The sequence below is a fragment of the Sporacetigenium mesophilum DSM 16796 genome, assembly GCF_059569055.1.
Map to the genome: position 1 here is coordinate 1 of NZ_JCANUR010000009.1, position 17,758 is coordinate 17,758.

18 protein-coding genes are annotated in these 17,758 nt (G+C 28.0%); 5 read left to right on the top strand and 13 right to left on the bottom strand.

What is annotated here, in order from left to right:
- A partial coding sequence (locus BS62_RS08570) for an anaerobic carbon-monoxide dehydrogenase catalytic subunit (protein WP_496490851.1) occupies positions 1–539 on the bottom strand: 539 nt, incomplete at its 3' end.
- Between the two features lie 374 nt (positions 540–913).
- Between BS62_RS08570 and BS62_RS08575 the strand changes: the two genes are divergently transcribed.
- Complete coding sequence (locus BS62_RS08575) at positions 914–1,435, top strand: QueT transporter family protein (protein WP_496490852.1); 522 nt, start codon at positions 914–916, stop codon at positions 1,433–1,435.
- A gap of 113 nt (positions 1,436–1,548) precedes the next feature.
- The gene (locus BS62_RS08580) at positions 1,549–2,505 is read left to right on the top strand and encodes a 1,4-dihydroxy-2-naphthoate polyprenyltransferase (RefSeq protein ID WP_496490853.1); all 957 of its coding nucleotides are present in this window, start codon (positions 1,549–1,551) and stop codon (positions 2,503–2,505) included.
- Positions 2,506–2,591: 86 nt separating this feature from the next.
- Here BS62_RS08580 and BS62_RS08585 read toward each other — a convergent pair whose 3' ends face one another.
- Positions 2,592–4,328, bottom strand: a complete 1,737-nt coding sequence (locus tag BS62_RS08585) for an ABC transporter ATP-binding protein (RefSeq protein ID WP_496490854.1) — start codon at positions 4,326–4,328, stop codon at positions 2,592–2,594.
- A complete protein-coding gene (locus BS62_RS08590) occupies positions 4,318–6,060 on the bottom strand; it encodes an ABC transporter ATP-binding protein (RefSeq protein ID WP_496490855.1) in 1,743 nt (580 codons plus the stop codon). The genes BS62_RS08585 and BS62_RS08590 overlap by 11 nt, the downstream gene beginning before the upstream one ends.
- Positions 6,061–6,201: 141 nt before the next feature.
- Here BS62_RS08590 and BS62_RS08595 point away from each other — a divergent pair, with 141 nt between their 5' ends.
- Positions 6,202–7,098 carry an HD domain-containing protein gene (locus tag BS62_RS08595; RefSeq protein ID WP_496490856.1) on the top strand — a complete coding sequence of 299 codons (897 nt, stop codon included), beginning with the start codon at positions 6,202–6,204 and terminating at the stop codon, positions 7,096–7,098.
- Positions 7,099–7,156: 58 nt separating this feature from the next.
- Here BS62_RS08595 and BS62_RS08600 read toward each other — a convergent pair whose 3' ends face one another.
- Together BS62_RS08600 and BS62_RS08605 are read right to left on the bottom strand one after the other, a co-directional pair.
- On the bottom strand, positions 7,157–8,710 hold the full coding sequence (locus BS62_RS08600) for a glycine betaine ABC transporter substrate-binding protein (RefSeq protein WP_496490857.1): 1,554 nt from the start codon (positions 8,708–8,710) through the stop codon (positions 7,157–7,159).
- Between the two features lie 19 nt (positions 8,711–8,729).
- Positions 8,730–9,842, bottom strand: coding sequence for an ABC transporter ATP-binding protein (locus BS62_RS08605; RefSeq protein WP_496490858.1), 1,113 nt, complete (start codon positions 9,840–9,842; stop codon positions 8,730–8,732).
- 343 nt (positions 9,843–10,185) lie between these two features.
- On the opposite strand from BS62_RS08605, the gene BS62_RS08610 reads away from it, so the two are divergent.
- Together BS62_RS08610 and BS62_RS08615 are read left to right on the top strand one after the other, a co-directional pair.
- On the top strand, positions 10,186–10,575 hold the full coding sequence (locus BS62_RS08610; protein ID WP_496490859.1) for a GntR family transcriptional regulator: 390 nt from the start codon (positions 10,186–10,188) through the stop codon (positions 10,573–10,575).
- A 341-nt stretch (positions 10,576–10,916) separates the two neighbouring features.
- Positions 10,917–11,156 carry a hypothetical protein gene (locus BS62_RS08615; RefSeq protein ID WP_496490860.1) on the top strand — a complete coding sequence of 80 codons (240 nt, stop codon included), beginning with the start codon at positions 10,917–10,919 and terminating at the stop codon, positions 11,154–11,156.
- Between the two features lie 46 nt (positions 11,157–11,202).
- Here the strand turns inward: BS62_RS08615 and BS62_RS08620 are convergent, their stop codons facing one another.
- The 8 genes from BS62_RS08620 to BS62_RS08655 form a co-directional block, all read right to left on the bottom strand.
- Positions 11,203–11,886 (bottom strand): YetF domain-containing protein, encoded by a 684-nt coding sequence (locus BS62_RS08620; protein WP_496490861.1) that lies wholly within the window; start codon positions 11,884–11,886, stop codon positions 11,203–11,205.
- A gap of 12 nt (positions 11,887–11,898) precedes the next feature.
- On the bottom strand, positions 11,899–12,273 hold the full coding sequence (locus BS62_RS08625; RefSeq protein WP_496490862.1) for a DUF4363 family protein: 375 nt from the start codon (positions 12,271–12,273) through the stop codon (positions 11,899–11,901).
- A 53-nt stretch (positions 12,274–12,326) separates the two neighbouring features.
- The gene (locus BS62_RS08630; RefSeq protein WP_496490863.1) at positions 12,327–13,136 is read right to left on the bottom strand and encodes a ZIP family metal transporter; all 810 of its coding nucleotides are present in this window, start codon (positions 13,134–13,136) and stop codon (positions 12,327–12,329) included.
- A gap of 88 nt (positions 13,137–13,224) precedes the next feature.
- Complete coding sequence (locus BS62_RS08635; RefSeq protein WP_496490864.1) at positions 13,225–14,409, bottom strand: ABC transporter permease; 1,185 nt, start codon at positions 14,407–14,409, stop codon at positions 13,225–13,227.
- Positions 14,402–15,130: an ABC transporter ATP-binding protein gene (locus BS62_RS08640; RefSeq protein WP_496490865.1), complete on the bottom strand. Its 729-nt coding sequence runs from the start codon at positions 15,128–15,130 to the stop codon at positions 14,402–14,404. Before BS62_RS08640 ends, BS62_RS08635 begins: the two co-directional genes overlap by 8 nt.
- A gap of 140 nt (positions 15,131–15,270) precedes the next feature.
- Positions 15,271–15,816: a hemerythrin domain-containing protein gene (locus tag BS62_RS08645; protein ID WP_496490866.1), complete on the bottom strand. Its 546-nt coding sequence runs from the start codon at positions 15,814–15,816 to the stop codon at positions 15,271–15,273.
- Between the two features lie 197 nt (positions 15,817–16,013).
- Entirely contained in the window at positions 16,014–17,015 is a 1,002-nt protein-coding gene (locus tag BS62_RS08650; RefSeq protein WP_496490867.1) for an inorganic phosphate transporter, read from the bottom strand.
- A 10-nt stretch (positions 17,016–17,025) separates the two neighbouring features.
- Complete coding sequence (locus BS62_RS08655) at positions 17,026–17,652, bottom strand: DUF47 domain-containing protein (protein ID WP_496490868.1); 627 nt, start codon at positions 17,650–17,652, stop codon at positions 17,026–17,028.
- Positions 17,653–17,758: the final 106 nt, after the last annotated feature.

Below are 17,758 nucleotides of genomic sequence, written 5' to 3' on the forward strand. Positions count from 1 at the left end.
ATCATTTCTGAGTGAGTATATACGTTTATTCCTTTTCCTTCTGTTTGCTCTAATAATGCTTTAAGAGCATATAAGTTATGTCCTGTAACTAATATACAGTGACCTTCTACTTTATCTTGAGATATTGTAACAGGTGTTGGTGTTCCTAAATATGAAGTATGTGCTCTATCTAGTACATCCATTATTTTAACCGTTGCAGTACCAACTTTTAATGTCATGTTTATATGTTCTTCTAAATTGAAGTTTGAGTTTGTAAGTGTTGTATATAAAGCTTCTTGAGTTATTGCGTTAACTTCTTCATCAACGTATCCTAACTCTTTAGCATGAGTAGCGTATGCTGCAACCCCTTTAAGACCAAATATCATTATATCTTGTAAACTAGCTATATCTGGGTTTTTACCACATATACCAACTTTAGTACATCCTTGAGCTGGTGTTTGTTCACATTGATAACAGAACATTGGGTTTGGCTCTACCTTTATTGGTGTAGCAGTTGTATTTGTAGTTTCTTCTTTTTTATTTTTAAATAATCCAAACATTATTGATTTCCTCCCTGTTTTCTTTTTTAATTTGTCATAGCTTATGTATATAATATATATCAATTTGCTATGCTTTTCTGTAACGTAAGTTACAAGTGAATAATATTTTAAAAATTACCTATATTTTTATAAATTTATAATGTATTGACTATATTTATAGTAGTTGTTAAAATGTAAAAAGACATTTTAATAAAAAAGACAGTTCGTAAGCCTCCTGTCTTTAAATAAAACTACGGCAAGCATTTTTAGTATAAAATTAGCTAGCCATAGGTGTATCCTATGGCTTTACTTTTGCTGCCATAGCTTAGCTTATGGCAGTTTTTTGTTTTTGAAATTAGTACAAAACAAAGTTTTTGTGATTGGAGGTAATAATAATGAAACTTAATGTAAATAAATTAGCTAGAATAGGAATAGTAGCAGCATTATATGCTGTATTGACAATATTTATTGCTCCACTTAGTTATGGACCTATACAATTTAGATTTTCTGAAATTTTAACTTTGCTTGCTTTTATAGATCCACTTTATATTCCTGGTTTAGTTTTAGGATGTATAATATCTAATTTCTTTAGTCCTTTTGGTCTTACAGATGTTATAGTAGGTAGTTTTGCAACTTTTTTAAGTGTTTATCTTATAAGTAAATCTAAAAACTTACTTATTTCATCTTTATGGCCTACTATAATGAACGCTATAATTATAGGACTAGAACTTTATTTCCTAGTTAACTGGCCATTTTGGATAACAGCTCTTCAAATAGCATTTGGAGAATTTGTGGTTGTTACAATTATAGGTTATCCTTTATTTAAGAGCATCCTAAAAGATTCTAAATTAGTTTCTATTCTTAAAATAGATAAAGATTCTACATTTGTAGAACAAAAACTTAATACAGATAACTAATATTACTATGTCTACAGGCTTACAAGCAGCATTATAAATATGCTGCTTTTTTTATGTTAAATTGATGTATAATATATAGGGGATAATTTAAATCACAAGTTAGGAGAGATAAAATGAGTATCCAAAGCTTTTTTAGACTAGTAGAAATACAGACAAAACTTGCAAGTGTAATACCATTTCTTTTAGGAACAGCTTTTGCTGTATATCGATATAATAAATTCAGTTTAGTAAATTTCTTTATTATGTTTATTTCATTGATTTCAATAGATATGGCAACCACTGCACTAAATAACTTTATGGATTATAAGAATGCAATTAAAGAACACGGATATGGATATGAAGAGCATAATGCAATGGTTAAGTACAATATAAAAGAAAAAACTGCTTTATCTATAATAATAGGTCTTATATTAATAGCTATAACATTTGGTATATTATTAGTGTTTAGAACAAGTATAATAGTATTATCCCTTGGTGCTATATCATTTTTAGTTGCAGTAAGTTATTCATTTGGCCCAATTCCAATATCTAGAACACCGTTTGGCGAATTGTTTTCAGGAATATTTATGGGATTTTTAATCCCACTTATAGCAATATTAATACAAACTACAACTAATGAAGTTATAGATATTAAATTTTCTCTAGAAACAATATCGTTTACTTTTAGTTTTTGGGAATCTATTATAATTTTTATTTTAGCTATACCTCCTACTCTATGTATAGGAAATATTATGTTAGGTAATAACATATGTGATATAGAAGATGATATAGAAAACAAAAGATATACTCTACCTATTTATATTGGTAAAGAAAAATCATTGTTAATTTGGAAATCTCTATTTTATATTTCATATATTTCAATTATATTACTTACTATACTAGGAATAAATCCATTGACTTCACTGCTAGTTTTATTAACTTTTAAACCAGTAAGAGAAAATATTAATAAGTTTATGGACAAACAAACAAAAAAAGATACTTTTGTTTGTTCTGTGAAAAACTTTGCATTAATAAACGGTTCTTATTTAATTACTATATTTTTAGGATTAATCATAAAAAAGTGGGCTTAACCCCACTTTTTTTATGATTTTCAACTACTAATTTTGAGCAACGGACCTGTTTTTCAAGGTCGTTGGCGACATGAACGAAGTGAATTTTATATCTTAAATTGTGATATATAAAGTTCATAATAAAAACCTTTTTTATCTAAAAGACTATTGTGGTTTCCTTGTTCTATTACTTCTCCATTTTTTATAACTAATATCTTATCTGCCATTTCTATAGTTTTAAGTCGATGGGCTATTACAAAACTAGTTCTTCCCTTCATAAGATTGTTAAGTCCACTTTGAATCTGAAGCTCTGTTCTAGTATCTATATTACTTGTAGCTTCATCAAGAATTAATATATCTGGATTTGATAATATAGCTCTCGCAATAGATATAAGTTGCCTTTGGCCATGACTTAAGTTATCTCCTTGTGAACTTATTACACTATTATATTTATTAGGTAAATGTTTTATAAATGAATGTGCATTTGCAAGTTTTGCAGCTTCTATTACTTCATTATCAGTTGCATCAAGCCTACCATATCTTATGTTATCTTTTATAGTACCTGAAAAAAGGTAAGTATCTTGAAGAACTATACCTATATTTTTTCTTAGTGAATCAACTTTATAATCTTTTATATTTAAACCATCTATTTTTATTTCTCCACTATATATATCATAGAAACGAGTTAATAAATTTATTATAGTTGTTTTTCCAGAACCTGTTGGCCCTACTAATGCTATAGTTTGGCCAGGTTTTGCATGTAACTTTATATTTTTAAGAATTATTTTATTTTCATCATATCCAAATGATACATCTTTAAATTCAACGTCACCTTTTAATTCATTTACTTCTTTTGCATATTTTTTATCGACTATATCAACAACCTCATCCATTATTTCAAATACTCTCTCTGAACCTGCTATAGCTGCTAATATAGTATTATATAATGTAGCAACTTGGTTTAGAGGTTTTGCTATTTCCCTTGAATAATTTACAAAGCTTGTTATTGTTCCTATGGTAGCAGCTCCATTTAGTGTCAAGTATCCACCTACAAGTACAACTACACCAAATCCTAAGTTGTTTACAAAGTTCATTAATGGATGAATAATACCTGATAATATTTCTGACTTAAGGGATGACTCCTTTAGATAATTATTTTTAGCTATAAATTCATCTAATACATCTTCTTCTTTTCCAAACAATGTTATTATTTCTGTTCCACTTATAGTTTCTTCTATATATCCATTTAGATCACCTAAATACTTTTGCCTTTTTTCAAATGCCTTTTTAGTATAGTTTCCTACTAATTTTGTTATTAGTACTATAAGTGGTATAGTAATCAAACTTGTAATTGCCATTATCCAATTTAAATAAAACATAACAATTACTATACCAACAACAGAAATTAATATAGACATAATTGTTACTACACTTTGTGTAAGTGCTGCATTTATATTATCTATATCATTAGTAACTCGACTCATAAGATCTCCTTGATTATGTTTATCGAAGAACCTTAATGATAACTCTTGAAATTTTGAAAATAAATCTTTTCTTATATCTCTTATAGTGTTTTGAGATACTATAACCATAATATATGTTTGCATCCATGTAAAAAACGAATTTAATAAAAACACAGATAAAAGCATAATTAGAGTTTTCAATGTTTTATCTATATCTTTGTTTAGTATATTATCAATTGCTAATCCCATTAAATAAGGAGCTAAAAGACTTAAAATAGAAGTTATTATTACTATACCTACAACTAAAACAAGCGCAGTTTTTTGTTTCTTTAAGTACTTCCATATTCTATTTAATGTATCTTTTGTATTGTTAATTTTCATAAGATTCCTCCTTTCCACCTTGAGAAAGGTATATCTCTTTATATACATTGCAATTTTTTATTAGTTCTTTATGCTTCCCAATTCCTACTAATTTGCCATCATCAAGTACAAGTATTTTATCTGCGTCTATTATAGATGATATTTTTGAAGATATTATAAATGTAGTTGTATTCTTGTAGCTTTTGTTTAGTTTATTTACTATTAATTCTTCAGATTTTGCATCTACTGCGCTAGTAGAATCATCTAATATTAGTATAGCTGGCTTTCTTATAAATGCTCTAGCTATTGATAATCTTTGTTTTTGGCCTCCCGATAAATTTGTTGCCTTTTGATTTAGTTTATGTTTGAATTTATCATCAAAGCTTGATATAAACTCCATTGAACATGAGTCTTTTGCCGCTATCTCTAAATCTTCAAAAGTTGCATTTTCTTTGCCATATAAAATATTTTCTTCTATGCTTTTAGAAAATAATAAAGCTTTTTGAGGAACAAACCCTATGGATTTTCTCAATAATTTTAGATTTATTTTTTTTGTATTTATATTATCTACTAGTATTTCACCTTTATCTACATCATAGAGCCTTGGTATTAATTTTGCTAAAGTGGATTTTCCACTTCCTGTAGGGCCTATTATTCCTATCTTCTCACCTATGTTAACCTTAAATGATATATCATTTAAAACCATTTCATCATTTTTGTTATAACTAAAAGAAACATTTTTAAATTCAACATTTCCTTTTATATGTTTTAGTTTTGCCCAGTCTACACTATCTACAATTTCAGCTTTTGTTTCTAATACTTCACTAATTCTATTAATTGAAGGAAAAGCTCTAGTTATATGAACTAATATCATGCCAAAAGTCATTAAAGATGACAAAATTTGAATAAGATAATTTAGAAATGCACCTAATTGTCCTATTTCAATAACTCCGTTGTTTACATTTATACCTCCAAGCCAAAGAGCTGCAACTATTCCCAAATTCACAGAAAGCATAATGATAGGTAACAATATAGACATAACCTGATTCGCATCTATATTTACCTTTGTTAAATTGTCATTGGATTTATCGAACTTATTTATCTCATACTTCCATCTTACAAATGCTTTTATAACTCTAATTCCAGATAAGTTCTCTTGCATTATGTTGTTTACATTATCTATAGCTTCTTGAACACTTTTAAAGAGATTTCCAGATTTTTTTATTATAAAAAATAATGATAATCCTAAGAAAGGTACTACTATAATAAGTATAGGAGATAAGCTATACGAGCTTATTAAAACCATTATTATACTTCCAATAAACAATAATGGAGATCTTACCATAGATCTTAATAACATCATAGTTGCAAGTTGTATACTATTCACATCACTTGTTAGTATAGTTATTAATTTTCCGCTTTGAAACTTATCTATATTTCTACTAGAAAAACTTTGGATTTTGTTATATAAATCTCTTCTTATATCTGTAGCTGTATTTATAGCTGTTTTAGTTGATAAATATATACACATAAGGCCTCCTAATAGGCCTATAAATGCAACTAATATCATAATAGCACCGTTTATCATCACATAATTTAAGTCATTATTCGCTATACCTATATCTATAATATTTTGCATTATTTTTGGTTGAAGTAAGTCCATAAAGACTTCAAGTACCATAAATAAAGGTCCTACAATTGCAATAAATTTATATGGCTTTATATATTTAATTATTTTTTTTACATTTTCCATATTCTTATCCTTTCAATTATTAATAACTATTTTAAATATACACCACCCAATCTATTTTTAACCTAAATTTTAAATAATAATTAAAAAGATTTATGTAAAAACTATATATTATTACTCATTTAAAAGAAGGATGTGTATTTTATGAAAAAGGTATTTGCTAAGGATTTAAAGTCTGGACAAAGTGTAAACACTAGTTTTATGATAAAGAAAATATTTACAAGAGAAGAAAATAATCTAATTGGAATTATAGGAGATAAAACTGGTGAGTTTAAGGCAAGTATACCCGATGAGCAAAGAGAGTATGGTTTAGGAGATATTATAAATATTAAAGGAACTTATAAAAGTAATTTCACTGCTGATAAATCAAATAAATTAACAGATTACAATATTGAAGATTATTTACCTAACGTTGAAAGACCTGTAGAAGATATTATGAATGAAATAGAACAAATATCTGAAGAAGAATTTAAAACCCCAGAAGCTATAGCTTTAAACGATTATTTTTTTAAAAATAATGATTTTGTAGATAAGTTTAAAAGAGCTATAGGTGGAGTAAGTCAACATCACAACTATATAGGAGGACTAGCTGAACATACATTAAATGTTATGTATTTAAGCAAAACCATGGCATATAGATATGATGCTAGAAACAAAGAAATAGCAATTTTAGGTGCTAAACTTCACGATATAGGAAAAATTGAAGAAATGACCTATGATGGCGCATTTACATATACATTAAAGGGATCTATGGAAGGCCATATAGTAATAGGTGTAACAATGCTTGAAATGGCTTTTAAAGAAAATCCTAGCTTATATAGCGAAAATTTTATGGAGAGAATTAAAGGTTGTATAGTACAGCATCATGGTAAGGTAGAATATGGATCTCCTCAACCTCCAAAATTAGAAGAATCGTATATTGTTCATTTTGCAGACTATGTAGATGCTACATTAAATAAAATAGGAATTATAACTAAAGATACTAGACCTAATTCGTGGACTCCATATGAAAGACGTATAGAAGGCAAATTATATGTATAAAAATTATCCTAACTCAAAAAAAGGTTATATTGAATTTTTATTCAATATAACCTTTTTTCTAGTCTATTAAGTTTTTACTTTTTAATAAATCTTGTGCTACTTTTCTTAACTCTTCTTTCTTTGTGTCTACTCTATAATTATATTCTTGCATTTCTTCGTCTACTAAAATATCATTTAATTTTTCTAGTATTCCTTTTAATTCATCATTTTCCTTTAGTGTTTCATTATTTACTAAAGGAGCTGCATAGTATGGTGGAAAGAAGTTTTTATCATCTTCAAGTACAACAAGGCCTAATTCCTTTAATTTACCGTCTGTTGCAAATGCATCTATTACTTGAACCTGATTATCTGATATAGCATTATATCTAAGCCCAGCATCTAATGACTTTATATCTTTAAAATTAAATCCATATAACTTTTGTAGTCCTGGAAATCCATCTGGACGTTCTAGTATTTCTGCTGTTGCTCCTAATACAAATTCATCAGATACTTTCGCTAAGTCTGAAAAAGTCTTTATATTGTATTTTTCTGCTGTTTCTTTTTTTATTGATAATGTATACGTGTTATTAAAACCTAGTGGGTTTAACCAACTTAGATTATACTTATTATCGAATTCTTTTTTGACTATATCGTATAATTTTTGAGATTCTGGTATTTCCCCTTCTTTCTTTAGAAGTGTTACATATCCAGTTCCTGTATATTCTACATACATGTCTATATCTTTTTCTTGAAGTGCTTTAAATGCAGGAAGTGTTCCTCCTAATTCAACTACTTCTGTTTTTAAATCAGTATTTTTTTCAATATACTCAGATAAAACATATCCCATTAATCTAGATTCTGTAAAATTTTTAGTTCCTATAATTATTGTTTCATCTTTTACAAAAGATTTAGAAAATGCTATAAAACCTAAAATTATTATTGGTACAACAACTACAACTGCTGCTCTTTTCATAATCTTTTTATTTGTAATTAGTTTTCCAAGAGATCCTATTGGAAGTTTTGTTTCAATTAATCCTAGTAAATAATCTACTGTTAAAGCTAATATTGTAGTTGGGATAGCCCCAGCTAATATTATCCCTGTATCACTCATAGATATTCCTCTAAATATAAAATCTCCAAGTCCACCTGCTCCTATTAATGAAGCAATAGTTGCAGTTCCTATATTTATAACTGTGGCAACTCTAATCCCCCCCATTATTATTGGGAATGCTAAAGGAAGTATTACCATAAATAATCTTTGTCTAGGGGTCATCCCCATACCTTTTGCTGCCTCTACAACTGAGTCATCTACACTTTTAATACCTATATAAGTATTCTTTATTATAGGTAGAAGCGCATATAAAAACAGAACTAGTATTGCAGGTTTATAACCTATACCCCCTATTAAAGGTAGTGGTATTATAAATCCAAACAAAGCTAAACTCGGTATTGTCTGAAATATATTTGCAACTCCTAATATAAATTTTCCATATTTTTCACTTTTAGAAACTAAAATTCCCAAAGGTATACCTACTATAATTGCGATTAATACCGCACTTAAAGTTATTTGCATATGTTGCAATAACTTCTCCATAATTAAATTTATATTACTTAACATATAATTTAAAACCACTAAGCATCAACCCCCTCAATTAATCTATGACAATTAAATCCGATATCATATTTAATAAACTACTCTTTGTTATAACCCCCATAAACATATTTTCACTGTTTACAACAGGTACAAATTTTGCATGTCTATTTTTCATTATTTCTATAACCTCTACCATATTCAAAGATTCATCAACTGTTTCTATTGAATTATCTTTTATATCCATAACTTTGGATTTAGGATCTGCATTTTTTAATTCTTTTCGTGTTAAAAATCCTTCATAATATCCATCTTTATTTATTACAACTAAAAAGTCTGTTTTTTTCTCCTTCATTACTTCTACAGCCTTAGCTATACCACTTCTTTGAAATACCTTTGGGTAATTTCTTATCATTATGTCTTTAGCTTGAACTAAATCAGGCTGTCTCCATAATCTATCTTTTCCAACAAAATTTTCTACAAATTCATTTACTGGATTCATTAAAATTTCCTCAGGTGAATCAAATTGAATTATATTTCCTTCACTCATAACAGCAATTTTATCTGCTAATTTTATAGCCTCATCCATATCATGTGAAACTAATACTATTGTTTTGCCTAATTCTTCTTGTAATCTAACCATCTCATCTTGCAACTGTTCTCTAGTAATAGGGTCAAGTGCTGAAAATGGCTCGTCCATTAAAATAATATCTGGGTCAGCTGCAAGTGCTCTAGCGATACCTATCCTTTGTTGCTGTCCTCCACTTAATTCATGAGGGTATCTATCATAATATTCATTAGCAGGTAATCCAACTAAATCAAGAAGTTCTTTTGCTCTTTGTTTTCTATCTTCTATAGACCAATCTTTTAATAACGGAATTAATTCTATGTTCTCACCAACATTCATGTGGGGAAATAGACCGGCCTTTTGTATAACATATCCTATGTTTCTACGAAGTTCTATAGGATTTATTTTAGATATATCTTTTCCTTCAATATAAACCTTACCCTCTGTAGGATTTAGTAGTTTATTTATCATCTTCATAGTTGTAGTTTTACCACAGCCACTTTCACCTATTAAAACTACAAACTCACCTTTCTTTATCTCAAGATTTAAGTTTTCCATTACAACCTTACCTTTAAAACTTTTCTTTATGTTTTCAAATTTAATCAATTATAAAACCCCCTTGTAAAAAATTTATTAAAATTAACACATATATTAGATATGCGATTTTTTTATTAATATAAAATTATAGATAAGACACTGAATTATAATATGTTGAAAAGTATAGATTTTCATAAGTATATTGACGTGTATAGCGTAGACTATTGCTTTATAAAAATATATAAAAAGCAATAAAGACTCAATGTAACAACTTTCAAATTTTCCGAATATGTCAGTTACGTTAAATTCATTATAGCACACAAAAACTTATTTGTAAAATCTTATATATTTGGGCATTTTTTTTGATATAATAATTTTTATATTTATAGATTAGGTTTTAAGGAGAATTTATATGGAAAATCAAGATATTCCAAGATATATAAAAATAGCAGCTGATATAGCAAACAAGATTCATACTGGTGAGTTTAAGGTTGGAGATAAATTAAAAGGAAGATCTACTCTTTCTAGTAAATACAACGTATCTCCAGAAACTATAAGAAGATCTGTTTCATTACTTCAAGACATGGATATAGTAAAGGTATCTGAAAAAAGTGGTATCTATGTTACCTCTGCAGAAAATGCATACACTTATCTTCAGAAATTTAATTCTAGAAAAGATATAAGACAAATTAGACAAAAAATAAAGGAATTACAAATTGAAAAATTAAAAATTGAAAAGGAAATTAATAAGTATTTAGATATTATTTTAGAATACTCTATGAAAGCAGACACGTTAGAATAACTACCTTTACCCATTGTTAATTTTACGTGAATTTTATGTTAAAAAGTAATATTGCTAATTTAAAAATTATATAATTACTCAAATATATTATTTTAATAAAATTCAAAAAAATTACAATGAGGGTGAGGGTATATTCATGGATGACAAAAAAATGAAAAGAGATGCAAGAATAGTTTATTCGGCTATGGGCATTTTGACAGTTGTTTTTTTAGTAGTACTTGGAATAGCAGTGTTTTAAATTTTGTATGATAAAAATCACCTTATATTAATTAAGTTTGCTACACATAATATTAGTAGAATTGTAATATTAAGTTTACTATGATTAAGGAAAGGTGGTTTTTATGCCAAATAAAAAACATAAATATCCGCGTAATAAGGCTCATGTTAAAGCTCAAAGTAATAAAGTTAATGTAAATTCTAAAAAAGATTTAGATAAAATGAATCTAGAAATTGCTAACGAAATAGGGTTACCTGACCACGATAAACAATATACCCAATTTGACTATCCTAAGGTTAGTACAGGTAGAAAAATACTTAAAATGATTCAAAATCAAATGACAGGTAGAAATAATATACAATAATTATAAAAAAACGCCGTTTATAAATTCTAAACGGCGTTTTTTTATATTATGTAGATACTTTATCCTTTTTAAATATTGTAAGATTACCAGATGATTCTAATTCAGCTAATGCAACATCTTTAATATTTTTAATTCCCTTATTTTTTAATTCCTTTATCAATCTATCCTTATTATAATTAGTGTGATTTAAATTTACATATATTATATCTCCGTCAATTATCAAAGGTACTGTTATTCCTGATGGTCCTTTTTTTAAGTTTAAATCTTTTATAGTAACAGGTCTGTTTTCAGGTTTAGCAAAAACAGAAATTTGACCTTGGGGCTCTAATATAGCATAATCTATATCTCTTAGACTGTCATATCCTTGTTGTCTTAATAATCCTAATAATTCATTTAAACTTAAATCAGATTTTCTAAGTGCTTTCATATCTATTTGACCATTATTTATTAAAATAGTTGGAATATCTTCTAATATTGTTGTAAGTTTATTTATAAGTGAAAGCTTAGCTAAAGCAACTGTTAAAATTATTAATACACATAGACCTATAATCGTTGTTGTTAACGATTCTGTAAGAAAAGGTTGCGCTGCTACGTTTGAGAAAATCATAAGTCCTGCTATTTCATAGGGTGCCATGTGAACCATAGACTTGTTAGATAAAAGTCTTAAAAAAAGATAAGTAAAAATAAAAACAATTGTTCCTTTACATATATAAGCTAATATACCTATCATTTTATCACTCCTTTATTGATTAGGTATGATCTTTGTTATTACTCTCGTAGTATCTCTTAAAGGTGCTATATATTCTATTAAGTCATCCTCTTTATGTTTTGTAAGAATAGTAGCTTGGCTTAAATTTTCTTCAAATTTATCTATACTTTCTGTTGTATTTATTATTCTAAGTATAAATTCACTTTGCCTCCATTTTTTATCTATATCATTTATATGATTTTCTATTTCATCCCAATTTTCTAGAACTAGATTCTTTTCTATATCATTAATATCTTTTTCAATAGTTCTTGCAGGTTTAGTCAAGCTATAAAAACTTAAAGTCATTATTAAAAATAATAAAATAGTAAATATAGCTATCTGAATAGTAATGTCTTTTTTATAAAGCATATAAATCACCTCATAGTAATAGTTGACAAAACATCCATATTCTATACAATCTTTTAACCTAAGGCAACATCTAATATCATCATTATAGTAAATCCAAATAACGTACATAATGTAGCTAAATCTGCATTTTTATCAAGTTGTGACTCCGGTATAAGTTCTTCAACTACTACAAATATCATCGAACCTGCTGCAAATGCTAAGGCATACGGAAGTATAGATTGTATTTGTACAACTAATAAAGCTCCTAATACACCCGCTATAGGTTCTACTATTCCAGATGCTTGACCGTATAAGAAGCTTCTTGTCCTAGACAGACCTTCGCGCCTCAATGGCATTGAAACCGCTGCTCCTTCTGGAAAGTTTTGTAGTCCTATCCCTATAGCTAATGCTATTGCACCTGCTAGAGATGCTGATTCAAGACCTGCACCTATAGCTCCAAATGCAACTCCCACAGCCAATCCTTCTGGTATATTGTGAAGTGTTACAGCTAGAACTAAAAGTATACTTCTATGCAAACCACTTTCCATACCTTCTGCTTTTTCATGACCTATGTGTAAATGCGGAAGAAATTTATTTACAGCATATAAAAATCCCCCCCCAGCTAAAAATCCTATAGCTGGTGGTATCCAAGATGGTAGAGGCCCTTGTTCAGACATTTTTATAGATGGAGCCAAAAGCGACCAAAAGCTTGCTGCTATCATTACTCCTGCTGCAAATCCCATCATACCATCCATTAATTTCTTATTTATATTTTTAAAGAAAAACACTATTACCGATCCAAGCGCAGTTACAAACCATGTAAATAAAGTAGCTAATAGCGCTTGTTGTACGTGATTCAAATCTTTTATAAAATCTATAATCACAATACCCCTCCTTATTTGCTTCATAAAGTTTTTGTAATTTAAAAACCTATATAGTATTTTATCTATATAGGTTCTCTATTATTCTTTATTAAGTTCTAAATATAACATCTTCTCTATTAAACATATATCTGGCAAATAAAATAGATATTATTATATAAATTAACAACCATCCAAATGTAAGTAGTATATGCATCGGATCAAAAATACCTGCAATAGCCTCTTTTATTAATGCTATAGCATTTACAACAGGAATATTAAAGTATATTAAATCTATATTTTTAGGATCTAACATAAATGTAGCATATGCTGGTATAAAGGCTATTATAGTAATTGGAGATAGATAAGTTTGGGCTTCTTTAAAGCTTCTAGAATATATACTAATAGCCAACTCTATTGCTCCAAATACCATTGTAATTAATATACAAATTATCCCTATAATAACTAGTGATTCTAATGAGAAATTAATTCCTGATATATCTCCGCCAAATACAGTTTTACTTTTATTCATTGCAATAAGAAGTCCCACTATAAATGCAGCTGAGGCTATAATTCCCATAACAGTTATAGCCAAGAACTTACCCCAAAGTAATGACAATCTTCCAGCTTGAGTAGATAAAAGGGGTTCTAAAGTTCCTCTTTCCTTTTCTCCTGCTCCTAAATCTGTTGCAGCTGCAAGTGGTCCTGTTACACTGTATATAATTAAAAACATAGGTAACATTGAAGATAACATTACTATGCCTTCACCTTTACCTGAATCTACAGAAGTTTTTTCCTTGACTACTATAGGTGTTAGTAGTGATTCATCAATATTTTTTTGTTGTAATCTTACTTTTACTATTTCCTTAGAATAAGCATCTACATAAGAATTAATAAAATTAAAAGCAGTTGATGATGATTGACTTGAATTATCATAAATTAATGTAAGTTCTGACTGCTTTTCTTTTTGTAAGTTTTCTTCAAAATTCTTAGGTATTTTTATAGCAACATCTATGTCTCCGTTTTTTACATCTTCTTCAAAATCATTAGATTTTTTTATATCTATATTTTTTTGTGTTTTTATAAACTCTCCAAATGATCCATTACTTTCATCTTGTATTCCTATTTTTATACTTTTTTCTGCATCTTCCATAAAACTACTCATACTTTTATCCATTACATAAAACATAGCTGGAATCAAAAGTAAAGGTATTAAAACTCCCATTATCAATGTTTTTTTATCTCTAAATAAATCTTTTAATTCTTTTTTTAGTACTATAGAAGTTATACTATTCATTTTTATCACCTACTAACATCATAAATATATCTTCTAAATTATCATTATTATACTTTTCTTTTAAATAATTTGAGGTTCCTGATTCTACTAATTTCCCTTTGTTAATTATTATTATTCTATCACATAATTTTTCAACTTCATTCATACTATGACTTGAAAATAATATTGCTTTTCCCTCTTTTTTACATCTTAATATAAAGTCCTGAACTATTTTAATAGACGATACATCCAGCCCTATAGTAGGTTCATCAAATAACATTACAGAAGGATTATGTACTATACTTCTAGCTATAGCTACCTTTTGCTTCATACCTCTAGAAAATTTCCCTACCCTTCTATTTATATATTCTTTCATTCCTAGTATATCAGCAAGATAATCTATGTATTTTGTTGCTTCTTCTTTGTTAATCCCGTTTAACTGGGCAAAGTACATTATATTTTCAAAAGCTGTTAATCTATCGTAAAGTCCAACTTCTCCTCCAAATAGTATTCCAACTTCTTTTCTAACTTTACTAGAGTCTTTATTTATATCATATTCATTAATAATAGCAGTTCCATTAGTTGATTTTAGCATAGTAGCTAACATCCTTAATGTAGTAGTCTTTCCTGCTCCATTTTCTCCAAGAAGTCCTACTATTTCTCCATTATTAACTTTAAAGCTTATGTTGTCTACTGCATTTACCGACTTAAAACTTTTACTTAGCCCCTTGACCTCTATCATTTAATCACCTCTTTTAGTTTAATATGCATTAATAATATTATTATTAAATTAACATAATTATCCATATATTTTAATTATAATATATTATCACTAAAATAGGGACTACTTTTTAAAGTAGCCCCTTTTTAACCTAAATTTTATTAAATCATTTGTTCTAATGTTTCTATAATTTTTATATATTTATCTTGTACCTTGTTTTCACAAGCGCTATTTTCAACTTCACTACATCTTTCTTCTATTTCTTTTAGAGCACTTTCACTTAATTGTTTTTCAGCAAATTTATATATAGCACTGTCTTCCTTGTGAATATGTCTAGTTAATAAATCTGCATAAGCCATAGCACTACCTATTATATCTACTTTTGAATCTAAGTCTCCTTCTTTTACTCTTTTTAATGACTCTTCTAAATTACCAATGTATAACCTTCCTAAGTCATGCTCTGAATACATTCCAAGTATAGGACTTTCTGTATGTGGTAACTCTTTTATCATCTTTTTAAATAATATTTCTTCTTCTTTACTATGGTGGTGCTTATCTGCGTAATTTCTTATAAAGTCAATTGCCATATCAAAAGCTTCATAATTTACATCTTTTGTATCTAATATATTTATACATAATTTTCTAACTGCACTAAGTACTCTTTTTATATCTTCGTGTTCTTTCATCATTATTTCTATTGAGTTCAAATTAATATCCCCTTTCAAATTTATATTAGTATTATTATATACAATTATTAAATTTTACTATGTGATTTAAATCATTTTTTAAAAAATAAAAATTCGCTTCACTCATGTCGCCAACGACCTTGAAAAACAGGTCCGTTGCTCAAGTTTAGCAGTTGGAAATTAAAAAAGGAACTACAGTGTCGTAGTTCCTCGTCTTTTTATAAAAATAAAATATTAATTAACCAATAAATTAATGCTGCAAACAAAGCTGATATAGGCAATGTAATTACCCATGTAATAAGCATTTTTTTACCTGTATCCCATTTTACAGCTCTTGGTCTATAAGCAGTACCTACACCCATTATTGCAGATGATATAACGTGAGTTGTACTTACAGGAAGACCAACTTGTGATGCTCCAAATATTACTATAGCCGAAGATAAGTCTGCAGCAACTCCACTTATAGGTCTAATTTTCATAATTTGTGTTCCAACAGTTTTTATAATTCTCCACCCACCAATTGAAGTTCCAAGAGCCATAGCTATAGCACATGAAAGTTGTACCCAAAATGGAATTGCGTCTCCGCTATAAAAACCTGTTGTAGCTAATGCCATTGTTATAATACCCATTGATTTTTGTGCATCATTTGTACCGTGTGAAAAAGACTGTATTGCAACAGTTAATATTTGTAGCCTTCTAAATCCATTATTAGTTTTAAATATATTAGATTTTTTAAATATTTCTTTAAGTATAGAAAGTACAATGTATCCAACTACAAATGCTAAAATTGGAGATGTAATAAGTGCTTTCAAAATCTTAAAAAACCCATCATAGTGTATTATGTCAAATCCAGAAGCAGCAATTGCAGCTCCTACAATAGAACCTATCAATGTATGTGACGATGAGCTTGGAATTCCGTAATACCATGTAAGTAGATTCCATACTATTGCAGAAATTAATGCTGCTAAAATTACATATGAACCATTTGCAATTGAGTATGGATTAACTATATCTTTTGCAATAGTCTTTGCAACACCTGTAAATGCAATAGCTCCTAAAAAGTTCATTAGTGCAGCTAAATAAATTGCCGTTTTTAACTTTAAAGCTCTAGTTGAAACTGCTGTAGCAACTGCATTAGCAGTATCATGGAATCCATTTATAAAGTCAAAAGCTAGGGCTAAAATTACAGTTAAAATTATTACTATTAATGCGCTATCCATAATTACCCCCTTATGCGTTTTTCATTATTATTGTTTCTAAAACTTTAGATACATTCTTAAATTTATCTACAGTACTTTCAAGTGTTTGGTATATTGATTTGTACTGTATTATTTTTATTGCATCATCTTTGCTTTCAACAAAAAGCTTCTTTATACCTTGTCTCTCAAGAAGGTCTGATGCAGTCTCGTGTTCTTTTATTTTTACTATATGACTCATCATATTAGGTAATTTCTTTTCTGAAAGTAGTTCTATGCATTTAAATATCTCTATACCACAACTGTTTATATGTCCGCTAAATGCAACCATTTCTTCAGTAACTTGGTGTAAATCATACATTTCAAGACGAGCTGCACATTGTTCAAGCCCATTAAGTATATTATCCATGCTGTTAGCAAGATGAAGTATATCTTCTCTTTCTATAGGAGTTATTAATGATTGATGAAGTTCTTTAGTAATTTCATGAACTATTTCATCACCTTTTTTTTCATAGCTCTTTATATTATTGTAAAGTTCTTCTAAGTCATTGCTTTCTTTTATTTTAAAATCAAAAAAGTATTTAGAAGCTTCCTTTACAACCTCTGCTTGTTCTAAAATCATTATGAATAATTTATCTTTTCCCTTGTTTTTAAATAACATTGTTATTTTCCTCCTACAATAGATTTATACTTGTCCAGATAATACTAGCTTATATATAACTAAAATCTAATTTAAAATAAATTTAATTCCTTAAAGATTATATAAC